This is a genomic window from Pseudomonas sp., from assembly GCF_051660785.1.
Classification (GTDB): Bacteria; Pseudomonadota; Gammaproteobacteria; order Pseudomonadales; family Pseudomonadaceae; genus Aquipseudomonas.
This window is the reverse complement of the sequence record NZ_JBOFQE010000026.1, coordinates 54878-79428: the sequence shown is the minus strand read 5'-3', so window position 1 is coordinate 79428 and position 24551 is coordinate 54878. Positions and strand designations below refer to the sequence as shown.

Below are 24551 nucleotides of genomic sequence, written 5' to 3'. Positions count from 1 at the left end.
GAGCCTGCTCGCGATAGCGGTCTAACAGTCAAGATTGATGTGTCTGACACACCGCTATCGCGAGCAGGCTCGCTCCCACAGGGTTATGGGTCAGGCGGAGGTTTTGCGCTGGACTGCCTGGGCGCAGATCACCCGGCGGCGATCATCATCCGCCGAGCGCCACTCGCGGATGTCTTCGACATGGCGAAAACACCCGAGGCAGACCTTCTGTTCGTCGAGCCGGCACACGCCGCTGCACGGCGAGGGCACCGCCGGGCTGACATTGCTGTAAAGCGGTTTGGGCGGACGAACGGGCGCAGGCTGAGTCACGATCTCACAGGCCTTCGAAGTCGAGGTCGACGTCAGCCTGCTGCTTGACGATGCGTTCAAGCATTTCGCCCAACTGCTCTTCGCTCTTGTCGCACATCCAGCGCTCGCTTTCTGCGTCGTAATCGAAGTGGAAACCGCCGGACACCGCCGCCAGCCACAGCTGACGCAGCGGCTCCTGGCGGCTGAAGATCAACTGGCTGCCGTTTTCGAACTTGACGGTGAGCACACCGGCCGAGCTCTCCAGATCAACATCCAGATCGCTCTCATCGAAAATATCCTCCAGCGTTTGCTGGGTGGCATCGACCAGATCGTGGAAACGGGCTTCGGTCAAACTCATTACGGCAACCTCAAAAAGTGTCTGTTCACGCTCAAGCGCCGCAAGATACGGGCGAGCCCCGGTGATTGCAAAGGATAACGACCAAGCGTTCGCCCGGCATACATCGAAACCTGTCTGGCCAGCATCTGGCGCAGCCCCGCCGGACGGGAACCCCGTCGCATAGGCAAGCTGCCGGGTGGCCGGTATACTCCGGCGCAATTAATGCATTTTCAAGGATTTCGCCATGAAGCGCCTGATCTCTTCCCTTGCTGCGCTCCTCGCGGTCGCCTGCCTTGTGTCGGCCTGCGGTCAAAAAGGCCCGCTGTACCTGCCTGACGATTCCCAAGACCCTGCCGAGCAGGCCCAGTCCTCGCAAAAGCAGCCGTCCAAAGCACACAAGCACGACGTCTACCAATAAGGGAACGCCATGGACGCTTTTAACTACCGTGACGGTGAGCTGTTCGCGGAAGGTGTTGCCCTGTCTGCCATCGCCGAGCGCTTTGGCACGCCGACTTACGTCTACTCCCGCGCCCACATCGAAGCCCAGTACCTGGCTTATGCCGATGCACTGGTCGGCATGCCGCACCTGGTCTGCTTTGCAGTCAAGGCCAACTCCAACCTGGGTGTATTGAATGTCCTGGCGCGTCTCGGCGCCGGTTTCGACATCGTTTCCCGTGGCGAGCTGGAACGCGTTCTGGCCGCCGGCGGCAGCGCCGACAAGATCGTGTTCTCCGGTGTCGGCAAGACCCGTGACGACATGCGTCGCGCCCTGGAAGTTGGCGTTCATTGCTTCAACGTCGAATCCACCGATGAGCTGGAGCGTCTGCAAGTGGTCGCCGCCGAGCTGGGCGTTCGCGCGCCGATCTCTCTGCGTGTGAACCCGGACGTCGATGCCGGCACGCACCCGTATATTTCCACCGGTCTCAAAGAGAACAAGTTCGGCATCGCCATCGCCGACGCCGAAGACGTGTACATCCGCGCCGCGCAACTGCCTAACCTGGAAGTGGTCGGTGTCGATTGCCACATTGGTTCGCAACTGACCACCCTACCGCCGTTCATCGATGCCCTCGACCGCCTGCTGGGCCTGGTCGACCGCCTCGGCGATTGCGGCATATACCTGCGCCACATCGATCTCGGTGGTGGTTTGGGCGTGCGTTATCGCGATGAAGAGCCGCCATTGGCGGCCGACTACATCAAAGCCGTGCGCGAGCGTCTCGACGGTCGTGACCTGGCGCTGGTGTTCGAGCCGGGCCGCTTCATCGTCGCCAACGCCGGTGTACTGTTGACTCAGGTCGAGTACCTCAAGCACACCGAACACAAAGACTTCGCCATCGTCGACGCGGCCATGAACGACCTGATCCGCCCGGCGCTGTACCAGGCCTGGATGGACGTTACCGCCGTGCGCCCTCGCGCTACCGCGGCTCGTGCCTACGACATCGTCGGGCCGATCTGCGAAACCGGCGACTTCCTGGCCAAGGATCGTGAACTGGCCCTCGAAGAAGGCGACCTGCTGGCCGTGCATTCGGCTGGCGCCTACGGGTTTGTCATGAGTTCCAACTACAACACCCGCGGCCGCGCCGCTGAAGTGTTGGTGGACGGTGATCAGGCATTTGAAGTGCGTCGCCGTGAGACGGTAGCCGAGTTGTTTGCTGGCGAAAGCCTGCTGCCGGAGTAATCCCATGCTGCTGCGTTTTACCAAGATGCACGGCCTGGGCAATGACTTCATGGTCCTCGACCTGGTCAGCCAGCACGCGCACATCCTGCCCAAACATGCCAAGCAATGGGGCGATCGGCATACCGGCATCGGTTTCGACCAGTTGCTGATCGTCGAAGCGCCGAGCAACCCGGACGTGGATTTCCGTTACCGGATCTTCAACTCCGACGGCTCCGAAGTGGAGCAGTGCGGCAACGGTGCGCGCTGTTTCGCCCGCTTCGTGCTCGACAAGCGCCTGACCGCCAAGCGGCAGATTCGCGTCGAGACCAAGAGCGGCATCATCGAACTGGATATCCGCAGCGACGGCCAGATTGGTGTCAACATGGGCGCACCGCGCCTGGTGCCGGCCGAGATTCCATTCGAGGCGCCAGAACAGGCCTTGAGTTATAAGGTCGATGTCGAGGGTGCGACGGTCGAACTGGCCGCCGTGTCCATGGGCAACCCCCACGCCGTGCTGCGGGTCAGCGACATCAACAACGCACCGGTGCATGAACTGGGGCCGAAAATCGAACATCACCCGCGCTTCCCGGCGCGGGTCAACGTCGGTTTTCTCCAGGTCATCGACCGGAACCGTGCGCAGTTGCGCGTCTGGGAACGTGGCGCCGGGGAAACCCAGGCTTGCGGAACCGGCGCGTGCGCTGCCGCAGTGGCCGCGATCAGCCAAGGGTGGATGGATTCGCCGCTATTGATCGACCTGCCCGGCGGGCGTCTGTCCATTGAATGGGCAGGCCCTGGCCACCCGGTCATGATGACCGGTCCGGCAGTACGCGTTTATGAAGGACAAGTGCGTCTTTGAGAGAGTTGAATCCATGAAAGATAAGCCCCAGGTTCCCGCCCAACAGCCCGACGAATCCCCTTCCGAAAGCCTTGAGGCGGCGGCGATTGCCGCGTACCTGGAGGCTCATCCGGATTTCTTCGTCGAGCACGAAGATCTGCTCCCGGCCTTGCGCATTCCGCACCAGCGCGGCGATACCGTCTCGCTGGTCGAACGCCAGATGAAGATCCTGCGCGACCGCAACATCGAGTTGCGTCATCGCCTTTCGCATTTGATGGACGTGGCCCGCGACAACGATCGCCTCTTCGACAAGACACGCCGCCTGATTCTCGCGCTGATGGACGCCAACAGCCTGGAAGACGTGGTGATCAGCGTCGAAGACAGTCTGCGCCAGGATTTCCAGGTGCCTTTTGTCAGCCTGATCCTGTTGGGCGATAACCCGATGCCGGTGGGCCGCTGGGTCACTCATGCCGAGGCGCAAACGGCCATCGGCGGCCTGCTCTCGGAAGACAAAAGCGTCAGCGGCAGCCTGCGTGAACACGAGCTGGACTTCCTGTTCGGCGAAGAGCAGCGCAAGCAGATCGGCTCTACCGCCGTCGTCGCCATCAGCTTTCAAGGCATTCACGGCGTTCTGGCCATTGCCAGCCGCGACCCGCAGCACTACAAAAGCTCTGTCGGTACGTTGTTTCTGAGCTACATCGCCGAGGTCATGGGCCGCGTACTGCCTCGGGTCAACAGCTCCCTGCGTTCGGTACGCTGACCATGGAACGGCAACTGGACGCTTACTGCGAACACCTGCGCAGTGAGCGGCAGGTGTCGCCCCACACGCTATACGCCTACCGCCGCGACCTCGACAAAGTGCTGGGCTGGTGCGTCAAACAGAACATCGGCAGCTGGGCCGCCCTGGATATCCAGCGCCTGCGCAGCCTGATCGCGCGCCTGCATTCCCAAGGTCAATCGTCCCGTAGCCTGGCGCGGCTGCTGTCGGCAGTGCGTGGGCTCTATCATTATCTGAACCGCGAAGGACTTTGCGATCACGACCCGGCCAACGGCCTGGCGCCGCCCAAGGGCGAGCGTCGCCTGCCGAAGACCCTCGACACCGACCGCGCACTGCAACTGCTTGAAGGCGCGGTGGAAGATGACTTCCTGGCGCGTCGGGATCAGGCGATTCTTGAGCTGTTTTATTCCTCGGGTTTGCGCCTTTCGGAGCTGACCGGGCTCAATCTGGATCAGCTGGATCTGGCCGACGGGATGGTTCAGGTGCTCGGCAAGGGCAGCAAGACTCGGCTGCTGCCGGTGGGCAAAAAGGCCCGCGAAGCCCTGGAGCTTTGGCTGCCGCTGCGGGCCATGACCAATCCGGCGGACGACGCTGTGTTCGTCAGCCAGCAAGGCCGGCGCCTTGGCCCCCGGGCGATTCAGGTGCGGGTCAAAGCTGCTGGCGAGCGCGAGCTGGGGCAGAACCTGCACCCGCACATGCTGCGGCATTCCTTTGCCAGCCATTTGCTGGAATCCTCGCAAGACTTGCGCGCCGTCCAGGAATTGCTCGGCCACTCGGACATCAAGACCACCCAGATCTACACCCACCTGGACTTCCAGCACCTGGCCACGGTCTACGACAGCGCCCATCCACGGGCCAAACGCATTAAGGGCGATGATTCATGACCATCCAATTGATCACTTTCGACCTCGACGACACCCTGTGGGACACCGCCCCGGTGATCGTCAGCGCCGAAGCCGTACTGCGTGAATGGCTGACCGAACACGCACCGAATCTGGGCGCGGTGCCGGTGGAGCATTTATGGGCGATTCGTGAGCGAATCCTGACCAGCGAACCGAGCCTCAAACACCGCATCAGCGCGCTACGGCGTCGTGTGTTGTTCCATGCGCTGGAAGACGCCGGTTACGATCACGGTGAAGCTTCGGACCTGGCCGACAAGAGTTTTGAAGTGTTTCTGCATGCCCGGCATCAGATCGAGGTGTTTCCTGAAGTCGAGCCGACGCTGGAGACGCTGGCCAGGCATTACGCCTTGGGCGTGGTCACCAATGGCAACGCTGATGTGCGCCGGTTGGGGCTGGCCGATTACTTCAAGTTTGCGCTGTGCGCCGAAGACATCGGCATCGCCAAACCCGATGCGCGACTGTTTCATGAGGCGTTGCAGCGTGGCGGTGCGACCGCGGAGACGGCGGTGCATATCGGCGATCATCCGGGGGACGACATTGCCGGAGCGCAACAGGCGGGGATGCGGGCGATCTGGTTTAATCCTGCGGGCAAGGCATGGGAAGCCGAGAAGGCGCCGGATGCAGAGATTGGCAGCCTGACCGAGTTGCCGGCGTTGTTGGCCCTCTGGAATGCCCAACACTAATCCTGAAAAACACACAAAAACCCTGTGGGAGCGAGCCTGCTCGCGATGGCGGTGTGTCAGAGATGCATATGTTGACTGACACTCCCTCATCGCGAGCAGGCTCGCTCCCACAGGGGATCGCTGCAGGCCCACAAGTTTTGTTTCAGACATGAAAAAGCCCGCAGCGACGGCGGGCTTTTTCAGCAAGCAAGGGTAGACGCTTAGATAGGCCGGCTGCCGTACTTGTTGTCAGGCTTCTTGGGAGGATCGGCGACCACATTGGCCTCCACTTCCTGCACCTTGCCGCCCTTGGCAAGAAACTCTTCCATGGCCTTGGCCAAGGCATCACGTTCCTTGTTTTTTGCTTCGACACTCGGCAGCTCATCGACCGATACCGCAGCCTTGGCTTTGCCTTTGGCGGTCGGAACGGGCGCTTCACCGCCATCGTCTTCAACGACGTCGTCCGTCGCTGCTTCCAGACCTTCTTCGGTTTCGTCGTCGTCGCCTACTTCGAGGTCGTCGTTTTCCAGATCATCGTCGCTCATGTTCTACCTCATGACTCTTGCGAAAAGCAGATTAGTTATAGCCCAGCTTTACCGTCTGTCGACAGCTGCCGGAAAAATTCAATAACCGCTGGTGACCAGCGGTTCATGCCTCTTCACCGTGCACGGTGGCGAGGACTTTACGGGCACCGCCAAAATCACGGTGCTCGCCCAGATAAACGCCTTGCCAGGTCCCCAGCGCCAGTCGGCCTGCCGAAATCGGCAAACTGAGCTGACAGCCAAGTACGCTGGCCTTGAAGTGCGCCGGGAGGTCGTCCAGGCCTTCGTCGTTATGCTCATAGCCGTCTGCTCCTTGTGGGATCAGACGATTGAAAAATCGTTCGAAGTCGCGACGTACCGCCGGATCGGCGTTCTCGTTGATGGTCAACGACGCCGAGGTATGCTGCAGCCACAAATGCAACAGACCGACCCGACACGCCTTGAGTTCAGGCAGGCCGGCGAGTAACTCGTCCGTTACCAGATGAAAGCCCCGGGGCCGTGCCCGCAGGGTAATCAGAGTCTGTTGCCACATACAGTTCTCCGCACGTTCGGGGCGCATTCTAGCGCGCTCTGGGAAAAAACAAAGGCCCTAATATTCCTTCAATCGTGTAAGCCATTGGCCGCAGAAAAACGCCCGTCGTAAACGCCACTAAACGTGTACGAAAAAACCTTTCAGCAGTCCCTTCACTGACAAACGCCAGACAAAAAAATGCCCGGCAAGCCGGGCAAGTTTTTTATGCGCGTACTACAAGTTGTAGCCGCGTTCGTTGTGCAGTGCCAGATCGATGCCGACGGCCTCTTCTTCTTCCGTGATACGCAGGCCCATGACAGCGTCCAGGACCTTGAGAATGATGTAAGTGACGATCGCGGTGTAGATGACCGTGAAGCCCACGCCTTTGCACTGAATCCAGACTTGAGCGGCGATGTCGGTGACGGTGCCGAAGCCACCCAGGGACGGTGCAGCGAACACACCGGTCAGGATCGCGCCGAGGATACCGCCGATACCGTGCACACCGAAGGCGTCCAGGGAGTCGTCATAGCCGAGTTTGCGTTTCAGGGTGGTGGCGCAGAAGAAGCACACCACGCCCGCTGCCAGGCCGATGACCAGCGCGCCCATCGGGCCCACGGTGCCAGCAGCCGGAGTGATGGCGACCAGACCGGCCACAACACCCGACGCGATACCCAGTGCACTTGGTTTGCCGTGGGTGATCCACTCGGCGAACATCCAGCCCAGTGCAGCAGCGGCGGTTGCGATCTGGGTCACCAGCATCGCCATACCGGCAGTGCCGTTGGCCGCAGCGGCGGAACCGGCGTTGAAACCGAACCAGCCGACCCACAGCATCGCGGCGCCCATCAGGGTGTAACCGAGGTTGTGCGGCGCCATCGGCGTGGTCGGGAAACCTTTGCGCTTGCCCAATACCAGGCAGGCAATCAGACCGGCCACACCCGCGTTGATGTGCACCACAGTGCCGCCAGCGAAGTCGAGCACGCCCCAGTCCCACATCAGGCCGCCGTTGCCGGACCAGACCATGTGCGCAATCGGTGCGTAAACCAGGGTGAACCACACGCCCATGAAGATCAGCATGGCGGAGAACTTCATCCGCTCGGCGAAGGCACCGACGATCAACGCTGGGGTGATGATGGCGAAGGTCATCTGGAAGGTGATGAACACCGCCTCAGGGAACAGCGCCGCAGGACCGGTCAGGCTCGAAGGCGTGACACCGGCGAGGAATGCCTTGCCCATGCCGCCGAAGAACGAGTTGAAGTTGACGACGCCCTGCTCCATGCCGGTGGTGTCGAACGCGATGCTGTAGCCATAAATGACCCACAGGATGCTGATCAGACCGGTAATGGCGAAGCACTGCATCATCACGGAAAGAATGTTTTTGGAGCGAACCATGCCGCCGTAGAACAGCGCGAGGCCGGGAATGGTCATGAACAGCACGAGGGCTGTCGAGGTCAGCATCCAGGCGGTATCGCCGGAATTGAGGACTGGGGCCGCCACTTCGTCTGCCGCCATAGCCAGGCTGGGCATTACGAGGGACAACAGGGCTCCTAGCCCTGCGAATTTACGCAGAGTCATATTGTTTTCTCCTGGGGCGTTGGGTTTGTGGCGGCGTTTAAATCGCGTCGGTATCGGTTTCGCCGGTACGGATGCGAATCGCCTGTTCCAGATTGACCACGAAGATCTTGCCGTCACCGATCTTGCCGGTGTTGGCGGCCTTGGTTATCGCCTCGATAACCCTGTCCAGATCCTTGTCGTCAATTGCGACATCGATCTTCACCTTGGGCAGAAAATCGACCACGTACTCCGCGCCGCGATACAGCTCGGTGTGACCCTTCTGCCGACCGAAGCCTTTGACTTCAGTAACGGTAATGCCCTGCACGCCGATCTCGGACAGCGACTCGCGCACGTCGTCCAACTTGAACGGCTTGATGATGGCAGTGACTAGCTTCATGAAAACTCTCTCCCGAATTGGTGGACTTGCCCCAGGAAAACAAACCCGTCTCAAGTCTAAGCGCAGTGCCTGGCTTTGTAACGCATCGTCGGCCTTTGATTGCCCGTCCGACGCCTGCTAACCACTCCGCACGAAACACTTCCCCCGTTCCGCTTGGCGCACTGCATTCGTCACAGCGACTGCATCAGTGCATGGGTCACTATCGACTAAGCAGAAAGCTTGCCATCTCGCCAAAACCCACTGAATTCAATCCCTTGAACGCTTCCGACCGCCGCTTCACCCAAACGGCCCGGCGGATACGCACAACAACAGTGCGCGGCCGTCCGTGCACATGCGCGAAAAGCGTGCATCCCTGCGGTCGGAATTGACTATAGACACTGCGTGATACACTGCCCGCCATTGTTGACAGGACATTTCCCATGCTCGCACCCAAAGACTTCCTCGACGCCCTGACCGGCACCGCCTCCCGCCTCTTCAGCGGCGAAACCCCGTTGCCGAAAGCCGAAATCGAAAGCCAGTTCAAGGCGCTGCTGCAGAGCGGCTTCAGTAAGCTGGACCTGGTGAGTCGTGAAGAGTTTGATAGCCAGATGGTCGTGCTCGCACGGACCCGGGCACGGTTGGAAAGCCTCGAAGCGAAGGTCGCGGAGCTTGAAGCGAAGCTGAACCCGCCAACCGAGTAACCCCGCTGACAATGCAGTCCCCTGTGGGAGCGAGCCTGCTCGCGATTGAAGGTCGGAACGACCTTCAGATTTACCTGTAGGAGTTGCCAAGGGCTGCGATCATTTGATCTTCCGCCCCGCCACAATCTCGGCAACGTCCTACAAAGATCACCACCGCCGTCCGATAGCGCCGCGAAGCCCAGGTTCCTAAGCTCATCCTCAGCTGAATATTCAGCACTGGGTTTGGCGACCTGGAAGCTTAAGGCGCACGACGACCATCTCTCGAGTCATGGCGGCTGTGCGTGGGAGACCTTCGGGTCTGCCGGGTTCCTTTTGCTCCGGTTCGCCAACCCGCGTACAGCTGCCACCCAATCGTTTGGCGACGATTGACGGCAGCCCCTTCAGCAAAAGGAGCTGTATCAATGAATAGCGATGACTCTTATCTAAGTCCTCATGTCTTCACCCGCCACAAACTCCACCTCCACGCCCTCCTCCTCGAAAACCAGGCCTGGTTCAGCGCCCGCGACCTCGGCCGATTTCTTCGCCTTTACCTCGAAGAACGCGCCGTACGAAAACTCGACCCCGATCAACATCAATCCGCACGAGTTCTCATCCACGGCGCCATCGAAGACACCCTGCTAATCAGCGAATCCGGCGTCTACGCCTTGCTGGTCTACCACTACTGCCCCGAATACCGAGGCCTGCGCGAATGGCTGACCCACGACGTAGTGCCAGCCCTCAGAGATGCCCAACAACCGGCAACAAGCGAACGCCCGGTCCTGAGTCTGTTGAACTGGCCAGAGATGTCGCTGAGTTTGCTGCACTGGAATAACCAGCCGTGGATTCGATTGCAGGATGTTCCGCATATGCTTGCGGATGGTGAACGGCAGCAGCCTGCGGTCAATGCACCTTGGTGGAAGCGTGCTTCGCGGATGCTGCAATCGCTTTAACAATAGACAGCACTACACAAACTGCATATGTAAGTCTTCTGGCAGCATTAGCCCACAGCTAACGCTGCCATTTCCTACATCCGAAAGCTTTTAATCTAACGCCCTTCAATGATTCCAGTACGGTCCTACAGAATGCAGCTCCCGCGCCTGATTACGTGAGCACTCTCCAGCCCTTTATCTTTCATCGCCCTGACCCCAACAGAACACGAGCGATGAGAAGAAAAGGAAAAGGTACGGAACTACGCGACCAAACTCTTAAATCGAATGCACGAAAGCTGGCGCACAAAACCTTCATCAAGGACTGTGCAGCTCAAGGTCTTGAGATAGAAACGTCAGTGATCAGTTTTGATCCTATTACCTCTGCTGCGATAGATGCCTCTCATCTATGGACAGAAGCAGTCCTGTATCCATGGCATAGCATCCCGGACTGGAAGCGTAAGGACGCCAAGGGTTTCGATTTGGCAATCTGGTATGCACAGAAGCTATGTGGCCTGTGCTATGCGACCCCAAGAAGAAGCACTGTCTGCATAAAGATCATCCTTTTACAGGGGCACCCGGACAAAACCCATCCACTTCGCGGGTGGATCGCTCAAATGGCGCTATTGGCAGCAGAATTTTACGCGCGGATGCTGGGGTGCAAAGAGATCGAGATACAAGATCCTGACCCTAACGTTGTCTCCTACTATCAGGAGCTCGGATTCAATTTTGACAAGACCAACCGCCTTGTCATTTACGTGGATGACCAATAACATCAACTCATGATCCAGACACTCGAGGTGTCTATGAACAAAAAAAAACGAAAGGCCAAGCTGTTATTAGTTTATGAGTTTCATGCCGAGGCGCTCCGTTTAGCCGGTACCGTGTCTGCGAATCAACGACGCTTTCTTGAAGTCGGTGCAGCTCGAGGCAAAGAGCTTGAGCCTGCCGGCCTGCTAGCCGGAGTGAGAACCTGAGCCCAGTTGTGCCCAACACAACAGAGTCACGCGCTTGCTTCGATAACTCGATATGAATAATCTCAGCACCGTGGGTGTATCTGTTGAGGATACGCAGGCCTTGGCCTCACCGAAGCCTGCAAGCAAAAAACCGCCTCCTCAAGGCGGTTTTTTTTCGCCTTCGATTCAGCCTTCACCGACATCCTTCATCGATCCAGGCAACGTCCTACAACAACTTCATCCCGCGACTGATTACGTCAGCAATCCCCACGTCCTTACGCTTCACCCACCACAAAGACACTTGCAACATCCTGCGAAAGTTTGGTGCCTGTGCCGTCACACGACCCGACTACTCTTCAAAAACCGCAGGAAGCGGTTCCCGTAAAGCTCAAGGAACGATCATGTCCCTCTCCATCGTCCATAGTCGCGCCCAGATTGGGGTGGATGCGCCCGCCGTTACCGTCGAAGTCCATCTGGCCAACGGCTTGCCGTCGCTGACAATGGTCGGTTTGCCCGAAGCGGCAGTAAAGGAAAGCAAGGACCGGGTGCGAAGCGCGATCATCAATTCGGGCCTGCAATTTCCGGCGCGGCGCATCACGCTGAATCTCGCGCCTGCGGACTTACCGAAGGACGGCGGACGGTTTGATCTGGCGATTGCCCTGGGAATTCTGTCCGCCAGCGTGCAGGTGCCGACATTGACGCTGGATGACATTGAATGTCTGGGAGAATTGGCGCTGTCAGGCGCGGTACGTGCCGTGAGGGGCGTATTGCCGGCCGCGCTGGCAGCACGCAAGGCCGGGCGCTCACTGATGGTGCCGCGGGCGAATGCCGAGGAGGCGTGCCTGGCGTCGGGATTGAAGGTGATTGCCGTCGACCATCTGCTGGAAGCGGTCGCACACTTCAATGGACATACGCCCGTCGAGCCCTATGTTTCCAACGGGTTGCTCTACGCCAGCAAGCCCTATCCCGACTTGAATGAGGTGCAGGGCCAACTTTCGGCCAAGCGCGCCTTACTGATTGCGGCGGCTGGCGCTCATAACCTGCTGTTCAGCGGTCCGCCGGGGACCGGTAAAACACTGTTGGCGAGTCGTTTGCCGGGACTCCTTCCTCCTTTGGCCGAAAATGAGGCACTGGAAGTCGCAGCCATTCAATCCGTCACCAGTTGCGTGCCCTTGAGCCACTGGCCGCAAAGACCCTTCCGCCAACCCCATCACTCGGCCTCCGGCCCGGCGTTGGTGGGTGGTGGTTCGAAGCCACAACCCGGCGAAATCACCCTCGCCCATCACGGCGTACTGTTCCTCGATGAACTACCGGAATTTGATCGCAAGGTATTGGAGGTTTTGAGAGAGCCACTGGAATCGGGGCACATCGTGATTTCCCGCGCCAAGGATCGCGTGAGGTTTCCGGCGCGTTTTCAATTGGTGGCCGCGATGAACCCGTGCCCCTGTGGATATCTTGGCGAACCCAGCGGTAAATGCAGTTGCACACCGGACATGGTCCAGCGCTACCGCAACAAGCTGTCGGGGCCACTGCTGGATCGTATCGACCTGCACCTGACCGTCGCTCGGGAAGCCACCGCGTTGAATCCCGCGCTCAAACCCGGCGATGACACCGCCACCGCTGCGCTACTGGTCGCCGACGCCAGAGAGCGCCAACACAAACGCCAGGGCTGCGCGAACGCTTTCCTTGATCTGCCGGGTCTACGCAAGCACTGCAAGTTATCCAAAACCGATGAAACCTGGCTGGAAACAGCGTGTGAGCGACTGACCTTGTCGCTGAGGTCTGCGCATCGATTGCTCAAGGTCGCGCGAACCCTCGCGGACCTTGAGCAGGTGGATGGCATCACCCGTGGTCATCTGGCTGAAGCGCTGCAATACCGGCCAACCTCCAGCTGATGAAATCATTCCTTGGTGAGGTCCACCAACGGCGTCTGCCGCACCTCAGTCTCCCGCCCACCCTGAATATCACTCACCCGCTTCAACGCTTTATCTACAGCCCCTTTGTCCGCCAACAAGCCATAGCTGATCTGAAACTGCTTGTACTCCTTCGGCGCAATCGTCGGCACCAGCCCCAGCGGTCGCTGATAGCGCCGGTTATAGGAAAAGCTGGTCCCCGGCTCAAGCCCGGTGACATAGCCCTGGCCTTGGGTATCGGTGTTTTTCCACAGCGAAAACACTGGCAGCGTTTGAGTGTTGAAGCCGACCGAAACACCCAGGCTTCCGGCCTTGTTATGCAAAACAGTCAACGTATCACCCTTGGCATCGCCATACGGCACAACGTTGTAAACCGTCTCGTCATAGTCCTTGGTCGGCGCACGGTAAGTCTGCCAATCCGGCAAATCCCCTTTGGCCTTGTCGTTGAACGGCGACACCTGTTTAACCGGCGCCGCAAAACGCGCGCCCTGCTCCAGGAATGGCGTGCTGAAGTTGCTGTGGTAAAGCGCCTGATACTCCTTCGGATAGTCACCGTTATTGGTCAACGTATCGTTGAGGGTAAACGCCACGCTGCCAGGCTCAGTGACCAATTCGGTCACCACCGAGAAGTCGACTTTCTTGAACGCCTGCTCTTTCAGCTCGCCGCGCAGGCTGATGGCGTACGGCGGTTTTTCATCTATATGCAGGGTCACTTTGCTGGCCGGGATGTTGGCTGCACGACCATGCAGGGTCAGGAGTTCACCGTTGTCCATTCCGGGGTGGCCGACCCATTCGTAGCCGCAGCGGGCGACCAGTTCGTTGAAGCCTTCGAGCCAGCCGAGTCCACCACGGCCATTGAGTTCGATGAAGGACGGATTGACCACGTCCTTGACCGGCGAATCCCAGCCCATGCGCACATCGCCGACCGACGCTTGCAAGACGTTCATCCCGCGAGTCGGCACCACCGAGAGTTTCATCATGCCGTTATCAATGTCGACGATGCTGACGCCCTCCTGCCGGCCTCCGTGCAAGGTGCGCAGGGTCACGGAGAATGGCTTGTCGGTTTTTACGCCGAGTTGCTGGCTGGTGATCTGCCAGTTCTGGGCAGCCTTGTCGGTGTCGAGCAGCACGTAATCCCAGGCCATGGCGTGGGAGGCAGCAGTCAGCGCACCGAGGGCGACGACGAGTTTGAGCGGGGTCATGAGGAAAGCCTTTCTTGGAGTTGTGCATTTTTTATAGCGCTGATGAAACGTTTCAGCAAGATTAAAAAATGCACACGCGCCAACCGTCCCTCGCAAATACTCTACGACCCCAAGCAACGGTCGCTTTGTTACGCTAATCTCATACGGTTTTGGCCTAACGGCTGATTGACGGCGACATCATTATGACATTAAGGTCGCCAGCTAAATGCAGGAGCAAGAACAGGCACTTTTGCCTGTCATTTGCGCAACGGATCATATGGAGTTTGGATGCGCGGGGCACTATTACGCAGCGGTAAGAGCGGGTCATTCACAGCCCTGGGCGAAACAGGTCAACCGGTCTACCGGGCAGCCCTGCAATTGCGCGAAGCGATTCGCCGCAAGAACCCCGACATGGTCGATCACCTGGCCATTCCTCAAAGCGACGAACTCGGCAACCAAATCGATTGGTACAGCGGCCTCGACGGCGATGTGATCCCGTGGAGCAGCGCGACCGAAGAAGAGCGCGCACCTGCCCGCCGCCAACTTGAAGCCCTGAAGACTGCGCTCGATGAATTGAGCCAGCGTTTCCTGGGTACGGATCCGGCCGAACAGCAGCAAGGCGACAAAGCCGTGTTCGGCAAGTTGCTCAAACGCGTCATTCATTTCCCTGACGAAAACTTCGTCTACCTGGTGCAAGGCAAACCGGTGCTGACCTTCTGGGGTTTCGAGCACGCCGGTACCGGTAATCGCGATCCCCTGCACTGCCTCTATCAGGTTCCACCCGTATTTACTTTGCCACCCGTGGTCGAAGAACCGGTTGTAGCGCCCGTCGTGCCGGTGGTGGCTCGTCCGTGGTGGCGTCGCTGGTGGTGGCTGTTGCTGCTGCCGTTCTTGCTTCTGCTGTTGTGGCTGTTGCTCGGCTTGCGCGGGTGCGTGCCGATTCCGCTGGTGGCGGTGGACTTGTTGCCTGAAGGCATCGTACCGGTGGAAAAACAGCTGGAAGAGCCGCAACTGACCGGCAATGTCACAACCCTGAATGGCGTTCCCGTGACCGGCACCGTCGCAGGTTCCACCACAGGCACAGCCGTGACCGGCACCCATGGCGTGGAAGCTCCGGCCGTCGCCGGTAACGAAGTTGATGCCGCGACCGCCGACGTCACGCAAGACCCGGCCGCCGAATCCCCAACCGCGCCAACCGCCCCACCCGAAAACAAAACCGGGGCACCTGCCGTTACTCCGCCCGACGCGCAAAAGTCCGCCGCCGCAGCCACCACAAAACCGGGCCCGGCCCTGAGCATTCCGCCTGACGCCGCCGACGGCGCGGCCAAGTTCCTCGACGGCCAGTACCGCGCCGGCGCCGGCATCCAGGATCGCCGCACCGGCAAGCCGTTGCGCCTGGAATACCAGTTAAAGGACGGTAAAGGCGAAGTCACCGTACACCAGGCCGACGGCTCGAAATGCAGCGGCCCGGTCAGCGCCACCATGAAGGGCGGCAGCCTCGCCATCGACAGCCAGGGTCAGGCCGTGTGCGGCGATGGCAGCACGTACGACATGCCCAAGGTCAACTGCCGCAAAGGGGCGACCACGGTCGCGGACTGCACCGGCGGTTACGGAAAAGATCAATTCCCCATGTCCATGCGGCAGATGGGCGAATAAGACTGGAATAACCCGACATGTTGCCTGAAGTCACCCAATTCGAAGACACCGTCACGCTTGTCAGTGACACCGGTATCCAGTTCATGGATTTCGCCCTGCGCCTGGATCCCCGCAAGGAACCAGCGGGCGAGTTCGCACCGATGATCAGCGGGCTGATCTGCCGGCTGATGTACAACGAAGAGAAAGACTTCTACTTCTACGAGCCTGAACCGGAAAAGGTCGAGAAAGCCAAACCGGCGTTCAGCGTCGACATGAAAAGCAGCCTCGAGCTGCTGGACGGTGTCTGGCTGCCGACGCCGTTTTTCCGTTTCATGCCGCCGCACCGCTTCGACGAAGGCCCGACCAACTGGTCGCGGATGCGCCTGGTGAAACTGGCCACGCCCGACATCGATGGCAACACCCATCGCCTGACCATGGCGTTCGACAGCCGCGTCATGCCCAAGCGTGACGGCACCGCCTACCTGGCGCCGAACGAAGAAGACATCAGCTCCGGCGTGTCCTTCAAACTGGCGACCAAGGCCAGCGAAACCCGCTGGTTCCTGGCCCAGCCGTGGGTCAACGAATGGCTGCTCGAAGTGTTCAACGAGGGCAACGCCCATCGTTCGCGCGAAGAGCTGGACATCGACATCCGCGCCAACCACCACCTGGCGCACTACCTCAACCTGCTGAGTCTGTTGAGCACGCCGTCCGCGGCGGCGCAGTCGACGGCCAGACCGAAGGTGGAAATTCCTGAACTGAAAGTAGTCGCCAACGACAGCAATGGCCTGGTCAAACCGATACCGGTGGACTTGGTGCTGGACGTCGGCAACTCGCGCACCTGCGGCATCCTGATCGAGAACCACGGCCAGGCCGGCTCCGGGTTGAAGCAGAATTACGTGCTGGAACTGCGCGACCTGATCACCCCCGAACACACCTACAACCTGCCGTTCGAAAGCCGCGTGGAATTCGCCCAAGCGTATTTCGGCAAGGACCACTGCTCGGTCAAAAGCGGCCGTCACGATGCGTTCCAGTGGGCCACGATTGCCCGGGTCGGCAACGAGGCCAGCCGTCTGGCCAGCCGCCGCCGCGGCACCGAAGGTTCTACCGGTCTGTCCAGCCCCAAACGTTACCTGTGGGACGAAAACGCCTACGGCCACGGCTGGCGTTTCAACTGCTCGTACATCAAGACCGACAACGAGCCGTACGCCACCGCCGCGCCGTTCTCGCACCTGATCAATGAAACCGGCGAGGCGCTTTACAGCCTCGAAGAAGACGATCGTCTGCCGGTGTTCATGCCGCGTTATTCGCGCAGCTCGCTGATGACCTTCATGCTCGCCGAAGTGCTGGCCCAGGCGCTGTCGCAAATCAACAGCCCGGCCCAACGCTCGCGCCAGGGTCACACCCGTGTGCCGCGCCAGCTCAACAGCATCACCCTGACCGTGCCGCCGGGCATGCCGCAGGCCGAGCGCAGCATCCTCAACGAACGCATGCTGCAAGCCATCGGCCTGGTGTGGAAAAGCCTCGGCTGGCACGCTGGCGAGGAAGATCCGCATCAGGATCAGGCCGCCAGCCCGCGCACACCGATCCCGAGCATCCGCGTGGAATGGGACGAAGCCTCCTGCGGCCAGTTGGTGTACCTGTACACCGAGGTCAACGAGAACTTCGCCGGTCACCCGGAAGAGTTTTTCGACACCATCGCCCGCCCGGACAAAACCGACCGTGAGCGCATCACCCTGGCGACCATCGACATCGGCGGGGGCACCACCGACCTGGTGATCACCGACTATCGCCTCGACCGCGCCGGCAACACCGGCAGCGGCAGCAATGTGCACATCGTGCCCGAACAGCGTTTTCGCGATGGTTTCAAAGTGGCCGGCGACGACATCCTGCTGGACGTGATTCAGGACTTCATCCTGCCGAGCTTCGAGAAAGCCTTGCAGAACGCCGGCGTGAAAGCCCCGGATTCGCTGATGTCGCGGCTGTGCGGCGATGAATCGGTCAGCGCCCAGGACATGATCCTGCGCCAGCAACTGAACCTGCAGGTGTTCGCACCCTTGGGCCTGGCGTTGCTCAAGGCTTATGAGCATTACGATCCGCAAGTCCCGCAGGAAGTCAGCCCGCAAAGTTACCGCCAGTTGCTGGGCGACAACGCGATCAGCCAGACCGTGCTCGACTACGTCAACGCCGCCGTGCGTCGCGATGTCGGGGGCCAGAGCGGTTTCGACCTGTACGAATCGCTGATCGGCTTCGACCTGCAAAAGCTCCACGCCGCGTTCCTCAACGATCAGATCAACATCACCAAGATCCTCGGTGCGCTGTGCGAAGTGGTTGCGCATTACCCGTGCGACGTCCTGCTGCTGACCGGCCGCCCTTCGCGGCTGCCCGGCATCCAGGCCTTTATTCGCAAGGTGTTGCCGCTGCCACCGGGGCGCATCCTGGCACTGCAGAATTACCGCACCGGCGGCTGGTATCCGTTCCACAAGAACGGCCGCATCGACGACCCGAAAAGTACCGCGTCGGTGGGCGCCATGCTCTGCCTGTTATGCGCCAACCACAGCGTGCCGAACTTCTATTTCCGCTCTTCGGCGCTCAAGCCGTATTCGACGGTCAAGCACATCGGCGTCATCGACCTTAACAACGTGATCAAGGATGCCGACGTGCTGTACCGCGACATCCAGTCCGAAGACTACAAAATCAAGTTGCCGGAAATCGGCACGGGCGATGACGCCGACACGCCGCAGCTGGAAATGCGCGGCGATCTGCGCCTCGGCTTCCGCCAGTTGGCTGCCGATCGCTGGGCCGCTTCGCCGCTGTACACCTTGCGTTTCACCAAGGCCGGTCGGGAGAAGTTCTCCCGTGCGATCGGGGAAAACGGCAGTGCGCCGCTGCTCAAGGTGCGCTTCGAAGTCAAAGCGGCCGACAAATACACGCGCAAGCAGGATCTGGTCAGCGACCGCCTTTCGGTTCGCGACATTGAATCCAACAGTAATAACGTCAACTTCAACCCGCGCAGCGACCTCGAGCTGGAACTCAACACCATGCTCGACGCCGGCCTGAGCGAGACCAAGTACTGGCTCGACAGTGGAAGTGTGAAACGCAAATGAATGACCTGACCCCCGAACAAACTCAGCTTTCCGCCAGTTGGGCCGCTGTTTATGAAGGTGCCGGTCAGGCGCTGGAATGGATTGGCCAGACGCGCACCAATGCACCGCGCCTGGACAGCGAAGCCGACAACCTGAACATCCGCCTGCACCGCGCCCGCAACCTGGCTCACAGCCTTGGCCGCGTGGCCTGCACGCCGATGACCATTGGCTTTTTCGGCTTGTCCCAGGCCGGCAAGTCCTACCTGATTTCGGCCCTCGCGGCCGGTCAGAACGGCAAGCTGGAAACCGATTTCGGTGGCCAGCGCCTGGACTTCATCAAGCACATCAACCCGGTGGGTGGCGGCAAGGAAGCCACTGGCCTGGTGACGCGTTTCAGCCGTCGCTCCACGCTGAGTCAGGATCCGCAGTTCCCGGTCGAACTGACGTTGTTCAAGGAAATCGAGCTGGCGAAGATTCTCGCCAACTCCTGGTTCAAAGACTTCGACCTTGAGCGGATCTCCTACGAGATCGATGAAGAGCGCATCCAGCGTGTGCTCAAACCCTTCGAAGGACGCGAGACCGGACCGCTGCAACCGGGCGTCAGCGCCGACGATCTGGTGTCGCTGTGGGATTACCTGCGGGACAACTTCCGCAACTCGGTGAAGAAGCTTGAGCACCTGTATTGGCCGACAGCGTTGCAACTGGCGCCACGCCTGAATTTCCAGGAACGTGCCGAGCTGTTTTCCATTCTGTGGGGTGAGCAAAGCGAACTGACGCGCGTGTACCAGCAACTGGCTGGCGCGCTGCACAAGCTGGGCCTGCCCGAGACCGTGTTCGCGCCATTGAAGGCCTTGGTGAGTTTCGAAAACGACACCTACAGCCAGCGCGACAGCATCATGAACGTCGACATCCTCGAGCGCTTCGGCAGCCCGCGGGACTTGCCGATCGACGTGCGGCCCCAGGTCGATGGACGCCTGCAAAACAGCCAGGGCATCCCGGTCGCGCAACTGGCGGCTCTGACTGCCGAGATGACTTTCGGCCTGATTGAAGCCCCGGCGGACGATATCGTCAACCAGGTCGATTTACTGGACTTCCCCGGTTATCGCGGACGCAAAAAGCTCCACGAGATCGCCAACTCCAGCGACCCGGAATCCGCCACCAAAGACAACTCCGTCTCGCAGCTGATCCTGCGCGGCAAGGTCGCTTACCTGTTCGAACGCTACACCGACAACCAGGAAATGAACGCCCTGGTGGTCTGCACCGGCTCGACCAAACAGAGCGACGTCAACGACGTTGGCCCGGTGCTGACGCGCTGGATCGAGAAGACCCAAGGCGCCGACGCGACCGCTCGCAGCAAACGCGACACCGGCCTGATCTGGGCGCTGACCATGCTCGACCTGCGCATCACCAACTCCCTGAGCCTGACGCCTGATCAGTACGACGAGAGCTGGAATGGCATGGTCAAGCTGACCATGCTCGAGCGCTTCGGCAGCCTGAGCTGGATGAACGACTGGGCCGGCACGCCGTTCCAGAACACCTTCCTGGTGCGCAAACCGCGCATGGATGCGGCGTTCATCGTGCAAGACGCCTCGGGCGCCGAAACCGGCCTCAACGCCAGCTACCAGGAGCGCGTCGACGCCCTGGGCACAAGCTTCGCCAGCAACGAGCTGGTGTGCAAACACATCTACAACCCCGCCAATGCCTGGAAAGAAATGCTGCGCAACGATGACGGTGGCATTAGCCACTTCAGCGGCAGCTTCAAGGGCGTGGCCAACATCGAATTCAAACTGCAACGCATCCGCGAGCAGTTGAACGAATGCCTCGAAGGCCTGACCACTCACGGCTTGAGCACTTGGTATCACGCCGACGGTGACGGCGCCGCAGCCGCCAAGAAAGCCCAGGCGCAGATGATTCTGTCGGGCCTTGGGCGTCGCCCGGCCGTGCTCGGCGAGTTCATCGATGAACTCGACATGCCGAGCGAATCGGTGCGCGACCTGTACCTCAGCGGTGTGTACGAAACCGATGATGCGCCCGCCGCCAGCGATGAGCCGGCCGCGCCGACGCCGAGCCAGAGCCTGTACGGCAACGACGCCGGTTTCGACTTCGATTTCGGCGACGACCTGAGCCACGAAGCACCGGTCAGCAGCAAAACCAACACCCCGGCGCCGGAACTGCAAAGCAACGAGCACCGCTTTGCCAAAGCCGCTTTCAAGGCCTGGATTGCGCACCTGCGCGAGCTGACCACCCGTCAAAGCCTGCTCAACCTGCTGGGCCTGGACAAGGCGCTGATCGAAGCGGTGGTCGACGAACTGATCACGGCCGGTTACCGCCAGGACTTGCCCGGCCAACTGAGCCGTGCGGTGCTCAAGCGTGCGCAAAGCGGCGCACGGCGCGATCAACTGGTCGAGCGCCAAGTGCTGGAAGTGCAACGTGTGCTGCGCGATTTCGTGTCCTGGTTCGGTTACCTGCAGAAACCGGTCAACGAGCGCCCGAACAGCCGTGCCGGTGCCAAGGCGCCATTGTTCTCGTTCTATACCGACATCGGTCCGGGACAAGTGCCGGTGCTGCCGCCACAACCGGCGAACCAGGCGCAACGGTATCTGGGCGACTGGCTTTCGGGCCTGGCCTACATCACACAGGACAACGCCGGCCATGGTGCCGGTCGCGAAATCACCCCTGAACAGAATGAACGGCTGGGCCATGTGCTCACAGCCTTCACAGCGAGATAAGCAATGCCAATTCGTGTCGACCTGCTCGCCTTAGAACCCAACGTGCCTGGCCAGGCGTGCCTCACTGTGAAGAAATGGCAGGGTGGCGAAGAACAGCTGGAGTTCTCCATTCAGCGTAACCAGGACGGTTTCTACCTCCAGGACCAGAAGGCCTGGAGCAACAATCCGTTCTGGTTCAAGGTCTCGCGTTTCAGCGTTGCGGCCAGTGGTGAAGCCCTTGAAGCCCAGGTCGGCCCGGAAGTGGTCGATCCACTGCTCGAAGGCGGCGCCAACTCGCAATTCATGATCGAGCTGCGCGAACAGAGCCAGGGGCATGCCGACAAAGGCGTGATTCGGCCAGGTGTCGGTCTTCTGCCGTCCACCGCGGGCGGGCAGACACGCTCGACTTATGGCGGCGCCGACCTGACAGCGCCCAGTACGCCAGAACCCGAGATTCCGGAGTTGCCGGAACTGGTCCTGTCCACCGGCGAGCCAGAAATCGAACTGGAATCGGTGCCCAACGAACCCGCCTACACCCCGCCTCCGCCTCCGCCGAAGAAGAGCAACAAAGGCCTCATCGGCCTCGCGCTTGTCGTGTTGTTGCTGGTGGCCGCAGCGGCCGGATTCTGGTTTTACCAACGCACTCCGGCGCCTGTCCCGGCGGTTGCTGCCACCGCACCGGCCGGTGCCGACGCACAAGCCTGCACCCTCGACAGCATGAACAGCCTGCCCGAGCTGACCTTCGTCCAGACCTGCATCAAGGCCGCGCCCGACAGCGCCAAGTTGCTGGAGATCATCAACGAAGCCAAGGCCGGCAAGCACTGCGGCGTCGCCCAGCGTCTTTACGCCAACCGTGCCCAGGCCGGTGACTCTTTGATTGCCAACGCCTATGCACGCGAATACGACCCGAAATACCTGAAAGTCAGCGAGTGCTTCCCGACCGCGGACAACGCCACCGCCGCCTACTGGTATGAAACCATTCTGACCCAGGACCCGAACAACGCCGAAGCCAAGCAGCGGTTCGAGGAGTTGCAGAAGTGATGCGGTCGCCCCTGAGTCGTTTCCTGCTGAGCGGCGCCGCACTGTTGGCGCTGTGCATCAGCCCGTTGTCCCAAGCCGATGACAAACCGCTGATCCAGGCCGGCAAGAAAACCCTGTTCCAGCGCGTGCTCACCACCCCGGGTTGCAAAATCAGCCCGACGGCGGGCGGTGCTGCGGGTGATGAGCAACCGGTGTTCAGCCGTTTTTATGTGTACGAACGTGCGCAAGCCGCCAACACCGAGTGGCTGAAAGTCGGCCCCGACAGCTATGGCAAAACCATTGGCTGGTTGCCGGCGAGCTGCACCACCGACTGGAAAATGCAGCTGACCCTGGCCTTCACCAACCCGGCCAACCGCGATCGGTTGCTGTTCTTCAAGGAACGCGCCACCGTTGAAGGCATCCTCGATGCGCCGGACCCGGTGAGCAAAGTCGCGCCGCTGCGTGCCACGCTGAAAAAGGGCAAGCAAGCGCCTGGCGTACTGGCCGAAGAACCTGAATATTTCGTCGACCTGCAAAAGCAGTTCTACCTGCTGCCGGTGCTCAGCGGCGAAGAAGTCATGACCGAAGGCGGTTTCCGCACGCGCCTGCTCAATGTGGCATCGGTCAGCAAGCCCGATGACAAGAACGCCAAGGGCGGTGCTGCGAGCGGCGCGGCCGGCGGCAAGGAGCCCGAGGACAAAGCGGCCAGCCAGCTGAAGGAATTCAGCGCGGCGGTGGTGTTTGTCATCGACTCGACGATCTCGATGGACCCGTACATCGACCGCACCCGCGAAGCGATCCGCAAGGTCTATCAACAGATCGAAGCGCAGAACCTCGGCAAGCAGGTCAAGTTCGGCATGGTGGCTTTCCGTTCCAATACCCAGGCGGTGCCGGGACTGGAATACACCACCAAGATGTACGCCGACCCAACCAAGGTGAAAGACAGCGCCGACTTTTTCGCCAGGATCGCCGACCTCAAACAGGCCAGCGTGTCGAGCAGCAGCTTTGATGAGGATGCCTTTGCCGGCGTCATGGAGAGCATCGACAAGGTCGACTGGAGCCAATTCGGTGCGCGCTACGTGGTGTTGATCACCGACGCGGGCGCCATCGAAGGTGACGACAAACTGTCGAAGACCGGTTTGAGCGCAGCACAGGTGCGCATTGAAGCTTCCAACCCGGGCGTGGCGATTTACACACTGCATTTGAAAACCCCGGCCGGGATCAAGGATCACGCCAAGGCCGAGGCGCAGTACCAGAACCTGTCGACTTACCCCGGCACCAACACCTCGCTGTACTACCCGGTGAATGCAGGTGATGTGCATGAATTCGGGCGCAAGGTCGACGCACTGGCCGCCGCGATCACGACACAGGTGAAAGCCGCCTACATGGGCGAAGACGCCATCGGTAGCGCGGCAAACGCCAAGCAGGACCCGGCCGAGAAGAAAATGCTCGAGGACGCCGCACTGATCGGCCATGCCATGCAACTGGCCTATTTGGGCGAGAAGACCAACAGCAAGTCCCCGCCGGTGTTCAAGGCGTGGATCACCGACCGTGACCTGATCAAACAGAACATCCCGACCACTGATGTGCGGGTGCTGCTGACCAAGTCTCAGCTCAGCGACTTGAGTGACGTGATGAAACAGATCCTCGACGCCGCCAACGAAGGCCTGATTTCGCCGACGGAAATGTTCGAGCGTCTGCGCTCGGTCGCCGCAACCATGGGTGCCGACCCGAACCAGCTCAAGCAGAACGGCAACGCCAAACTGGCGGACATGGGCGTGCTCGGCGAGTACCTCGAAGACCTGCCGTATCAGAGCGAAGTGCTGAACCTGGACGAAGAAACCTGGAAGAGCTGGGACGGCCTGGCGCAGGAGAAATTCATCCGCACGCTCAATACCAAACTGCGGCACTACCAGCGCTACAACGCTGACGTCGACCGTTGGGTGGCTTTAGCCAAGGACAGCGATGCACGGGACAACGTGTACCCCGTGCCACTGGAAATGATGCCTTAAC

At 60.3% G+C, this 24551-nt stretch carries 23 protein-coding genes; 16 read left to right on the top strand and 7 right to left on the bottom strand.

Features of this window, described 5'->3' with window-relative positions; translation table 11 throughout:
* Positions 1 to 90 precede the first annotated feature (90 nt).
* Positions 91 to 309, bottom strand: coding sequence for a DUF1289 domain-containing protein (locus ACRC4F_RS06845; protein ID WP_438658640.1), 219 nt, complete (start codon positions 307 to 309; stop codon positions 91 to 93).
* A gap of 4 nt (positions 310 to 313) precedes the next feature.
* On the bottom strand, positions 314 to 646 hold the full coding sequence (cyaY, locus tag ACRC4F_RS06840; protein ID WP_438658639.1) for an iron donor protein CyaY: 333 nt from the start codon (positions 644 to 646) through the stop codon (positions 314 to 316).
* 223 nt (positions 647 to 869) lie between these two features.
* On the opposite strand from cyaY, the gene lptM reads away from it, so the two are divergent.
* Genes lptM through ACRC4F_RS06810 form a run of 6 tightly spaced genes read left to right on the top strand, consistent with a single transcriptional unit; the run spans position 870 to position 5477 of the window.
* A complete protein-coding gene (gene lptM, locus ACRC4F_RS06835) occupies positions 870 to 1043 on the top strand; it encodes an LPS translocon maturation chaperone LptM (RefSeq protein WP_075946461.1) in 174 nt (57 codons plus the stop codon).
* A 9-nt stretch (positions 1044 to 1052) separates the two neighbouring features.
* A complete protein-coding gene (lysA, locus tag ACRC4F_RS06830) occupies positions 1053 to 2300 on the top strand; it encodes a diaminopimelate decarboxylase (protein ID WP_438658638.1) in 1248 nt (415 codons plus the stop codon).
* A gap of 4 nt (positions 2301 to 2304) precedes the next feature.
* The gene (dapF, locus tag ACRC4F_RS06825; RefSeq protein WP_438658637.1) at positions 2305 to 3135 is read left to right on the top strand and encodes a diaminopimelate epimerase; all 831 of its coding nucleotides are present in this window, start codon (positions 2305 to 2307) and stop codon (positions 3133 to 3135) included.
* Between the two features lie 13 nt (positions 3136 to 3148).
* Complete coding sequence (locus ACRC4F_RS06820; RefSeq protein WP_438658636.1) at positions 3149 to 3874, top strand: DUF484 family protein; 726 nt, start codon at positions 3149 to 3151, stop codon at positions 3872 to 3874.
* A gap of 2 nt (positions 3875 to 3876) precedes the next feature.
* Positions 3877 to 4776, top strand: coding sequence for a tyrosine recombinase XerC (gene xerC, locus ACRC4F_RS06815; protein ID WP_438658635.1), 900 nt, complete (start codon positions 3877 to 3879; stop codon positions 4774 to 4776).
* Positions 4773 to 5477, top strand: a complete 705-nt coding sequence (locus ACRC4F_RS06810) for an HAD family hydrolase (RefSeq protein WP_438658634.1) — start codon at positions 4773 to 4775, stop codon at positions 5475 to 5477. The genes xerC and ACRC4F_RS06810 overlap by 4 nt, the downstream gene beginning before the upstream one ends.
* Positions 5478 to 5677: 200 nt before the next feature.
* Here ACRC4F_RS06810 and sutA read toward each other — a convergent pair whose 3' ends face one another.
* The 4 genes from sutA to glnK all read right to left on the bottom strand — a co-directional run bounded on the left by sutA (position 5678) and on the right by glnK (position 8457).
* Positions 5678 to 6001 (bottom strand): transcriptional regulator SutA, encoded by a 324-nt coding sequence (gene sutA, locus ACRC4F_RS06805; protein ID WP_253433675.1) that lies wholly within the window; start codon positions 5999 to 6001, stop codon positions 5678 to 5680.
* Positions 6002 to 6104: 103 nt separating this feature from the next.
* A complete protein-coding gene (locus ACRC4F_RS06800; RefSeq protein ID WP_111448318.1) occupies positions 6105 to 6530 on the bottom strand; it encodes a secondary thiamine-phosphate synthase enzyme YjbQ in 426 nt (141 codons plus the stop codon).
* 213 nt (positions 6531 to 6743) lie between these two features.
* Complete coding sequence (locus ACRC4F_RS06795; protein ID WP_149416211.1) at positions 6744 to 8081, bottom strand: ammonium transporter; 1338 nt, start codon at positions 8079 to 8081, stop codon at positions 6744 to 6746.
* 37 nt (positions 8082 to 8118) lie between these two features.
* Positions 8119 to 8457: a P-II family nitrogen regulator gene (gene glnK / locus ACRC4F_RS06790; protein ID WP_002555808.1), complete on the bottom strand. Its 339-nt coding sequence runs from the start codon at positions 8455 to 8457 to the stop codon at positions 8119 to 8121.
* A gap of 419 nt (positions 8458 to 8876) precedes the next feature.
* Here glnK and ACRC4F_RS06785 point away from each other — a divergent pair, with 419 nt between their 5' ends.
* The 5 genes from ACRC4F_RS06785 to ACRC4F_RS06765 all read left to right on the top strand — a co-directional run bounded on the left by ACRC4F_RS06785 (position 8877) and on the right by ACRC4F_RS06765 (position 12893).
* The gene (locus ACRC4F_RS06785) at positions 8877 to 9137 is read left to right on the top strand and encodes an accessory factor UbiK family protein (protein ID WP_438658633.1); all 261 of its coding nucleotides are present in this window, start codon (positions 8877 to 8879) and stop codon (positions 9135 to 9137) included.
* 401 nt (positions 9138 to 9538) lie between these two features.
* Entirely contained in the window at positions 9539 to 10066 is a 528-nt protein-coding gene (locus ACRC4F_RS06780; RefSeq protein WP_438658632.1) for a BRO-N domain-containing protein, read from the top strand.
* A 212-nt stretch (positions 10067 to 10278) separates the two neighbouring features.
* Entirely contained in the window at positions 10279 to 10815 is a 537-nt protein-coding gene (locus ACRC4F_RS06775) for an N-acetyltransferase (RefSeq protein WP_438658631.1), read from the top strand.
* Positions 10816 to 10848: 33 nt separating this feature from the next.
* Positions 10849 to 11019 (top strand): hypothetical protein, encoded by a 171-nt coding sequence (locus ACRC4F_RS06770; protein WP_438658630.1) that lies wholly within the window; start codon positions 10849 to 10851, stop codon positions 11017 to 11019.
* 380 nt (positions 11020 to 11399) lie between these two features.
* Positions 11400 to 12893, top strand: coding sequence for a YifB family Mg chelatase-like AAA ATPase (locus ACRC4F_RS06765; protein ID WP_438658629.1), 1494 nt, complete (start codon positions 11400 to 11402; stop codon positions 12891 to 12893).
* A gap of 5 nt (positions 12894 to 12898) precedes the next feature.
* Here the strand turns inward: ACRC4F_RS06765 and ACRC4F_RS06760 are convergent, their stop codons facing one another.
* Entirely contained in the window at positions 12899 to 14113 is a 1215-nt protein-coding gene (locus ACRC4F_RS06760) for an aldose 1-epimerase family protein (RefSeq protein ID WP_438658628.1), read from the bottom strand.
* A 267-nt stretch (positions 14114 to 14380) separates the two neighbouring features.
* On the opposite strand from ACRC4F_RS06760, the gene ACRC4F_RS06755 reads away from it, so the two are divergent.
* From ACRC4F_RS06755 to ACRC4F_RS06735, 5 genes are read left to right on the top strand one after another with little or no spacing between them, the layout of a single operon-like run.
* The gene (locus ACRC4F_RS06755; protein WP_438658627.1) at positions 14381 to 15748 is read left to right on the top strand and encodes an SrfA family protein; all 1368 of its coding nucleotides are present in this window, start codon (positions 14381 to 14383) and stop codon (positions 15746 to 15748) included.
* Between the two features lie 17 nt (positions 15749 to 15765).
* Entirely contained in the window at positions 15766 to 18831 is a 3066-nt protein-coding gene (locus ACRC4F_RS06750) for a virulence factor SrfB (RefSeq protein WP_438658626.1), read from the top strand.
* Positions 18828 to 21539 (top strand): putative virulence factor, encoded by a 2712-nt coding sequence (locus tag ACRC4F_RS06745; protein ID WP_438658625.1) that lies wholly within the window; start codon positions 18828 to 18830, stop codon positions 21537 to 21539. Before ACRC4F_RS06750 ends, ACRC4F_RS06745 begins: the two co-directional genes overlap by 4 nt.
* A 3-nt stretch (positions 21540 to 21542) precedes the next feature.
* Entirely contained in the window at positions 21543 to 22559 is a 1017-nt protein-coding gene (locus ACRC4F_RS06740; protein WP_438658624.1) for a hypothetical protein, read from the top strand.
* Positions 22559 to 24550, top strand: coding sequence for a vWA domain-containing protein (locus ACRC4F_RS06735; protein WP_438658623.1), 1992 nt, complete (start codon positions 22559 to 22561; stop codon positions 24548 to 24550). Before ACRC4F_RS06740 ends, ACRC4F_RS06735 begins: the two co-directional genes overlap by 1 nt.
* Position 24551 lies beyond the last annotated feature (1 nt).

Coding starts and splice junctions, on each gene's coding strand:
- cyaY (WP_438658639.1), bottom strand. CDS start 646: ATGAGTTTGACCGAAGCCCGTTTCCACGATCTGGTCGATGCCACCCAG.
- lptM (WP_075946461.1), top strand. CDS start 870: ATGAAGCGCCTGATCTCTTCCCTTGCTGCGCTCCTCGCGGTCGCCTGC.
- lysA (WP_438658638.1), top strand. CDS start 1,053: ATGGACGCTTTTAACTACCGTGACGGTGAGCTGTTCGCGGAAGGTGTT.
- dapF (WP_438658637.1), top strand. CDS start 2,305: ATGCTGCTGCGTTTTACCAAGATGCACGGCCTGGGCAATGACTTCATG.
- ACRC4F_RS06820 (WP_438658636.1), top strand. CDS start 3,149: ATGAAAGATAAGCCCCAGGTTCCCGCCCAACAGCCCGACGAATCCCCT.
- xerC (WP_438658635.1), top strand. CDS start 3,877: ATGGAACGGCAACTGGACGCTTACTGCGAACACCTGCGCAGTGAGCGG.
- ACRC4F_RS06810 (WP_438658634.1), top strand. CDS start 4,773: ATGACCATCCAATTGATCACTTTCGACCTCGACGACACCCTGTGGGAC.
- sutA (WP_253433675.1), bottom strand. CDS start 6,001: ATGAGCGACGATGATCTGGAAAACGACGACCTCGAAGTAGGCGACGAC.
- ACRC4F_RS06800 (WP_111448318.1), bottom strand. CDS start 6,530: ATGTGGCAACAGACTCTGATTACCCTGCGGGCACGGCCCCGGGGCTTT.
- ACRC4F_RS06795 (WP_149416211.1), bottom strand. CDS start 8,081: ATGACTCTGCGTAAATTCGCAGGGCTAGGAGCCCTGTTGTCCCTCGTA.
- glnK (WP_002555808.1), bottom strand. CDS start 8,457: ATGAAGCTAGTCACTGCCATCATCAAGCCGTTCAAGTTGGACGACGTG.
- ACRC4F_RS06785 (WP_438658633.1), top strand. CDS start 8,877: ATGCTCGCACCCAAAGACTTCCTCGACGCCCTGACCGGCACCGCCTCC.
- ACRC4F_RS06780 (WP_438658632.1), top strand. CDS start 9,539: ATGAATAGCGATGACTCTTATCTAAGTCCTCATGTCTTCACCCGCCAC.
- ACRC4F_RS06775 (WP_438658631.1), top strand. CDS start 10,279: ATGAGAAGAAAAGGAAAAGGTACGGAACTACGCGACCAAACTCTTAAA.
- ACRC4F_RS06770 (WP_438658630.1), top strand. CDS start 10,849: ATGAACAAAAAAAAACGAAAGGCCAAGCTGTTATTAGTTTATGAGTTT.
- ACRC4F_RS06765 (WP_438658629.1), top strand. CDS start 11,400: ATGTCCCTCTCCATCGTCCATAGTCGCGCCCAGATTGGGGTGGATGCG.
- ACRC4F_RS06760 (WP_438658628.1), bottom strand. CDS start 14,113: ATGACCCCGCTCAAACTCGTCGTCGCCCTCGGTGCGCTGACTGCTGCC.
- ACRC4F_RS06755 (WP_438658627.1), top strand. CDS start 14,381: ATGCGCGGGGCACTATTACGCAGCGGTAAGAGCGGGTCATTCACAGCC.
- ACRC4F_RS06750 (WP_438658626.1), top strand. CDS start 15,766: ATGTTGCCTGAAGTCACCCAATTCGAAGACACCGTCACGCTTGTCAGT.
- ACRC4F_RS06745 (WP_438658625.1), top strand. CDS start 18,828: ATGAATGACCTGACCCCCGAACAAACTCAGCTTTCCGCCAGTTGGGCC.
- ACRC4F_RS06740 (WP_438658624.1), top strand. CDS start 21,543: ATGCCAATTCGTGTCGACCTGCTCGCCTTAGAACCCAACGTGCCTGGC.
- ACRC4F_RS06735 (WP_438658623.1), top strand. CDS start 22,559: ATGCGGTCGCCCCTGAGTCGTTTCCTGCTGAGCGGCGCCGCACTGTTG.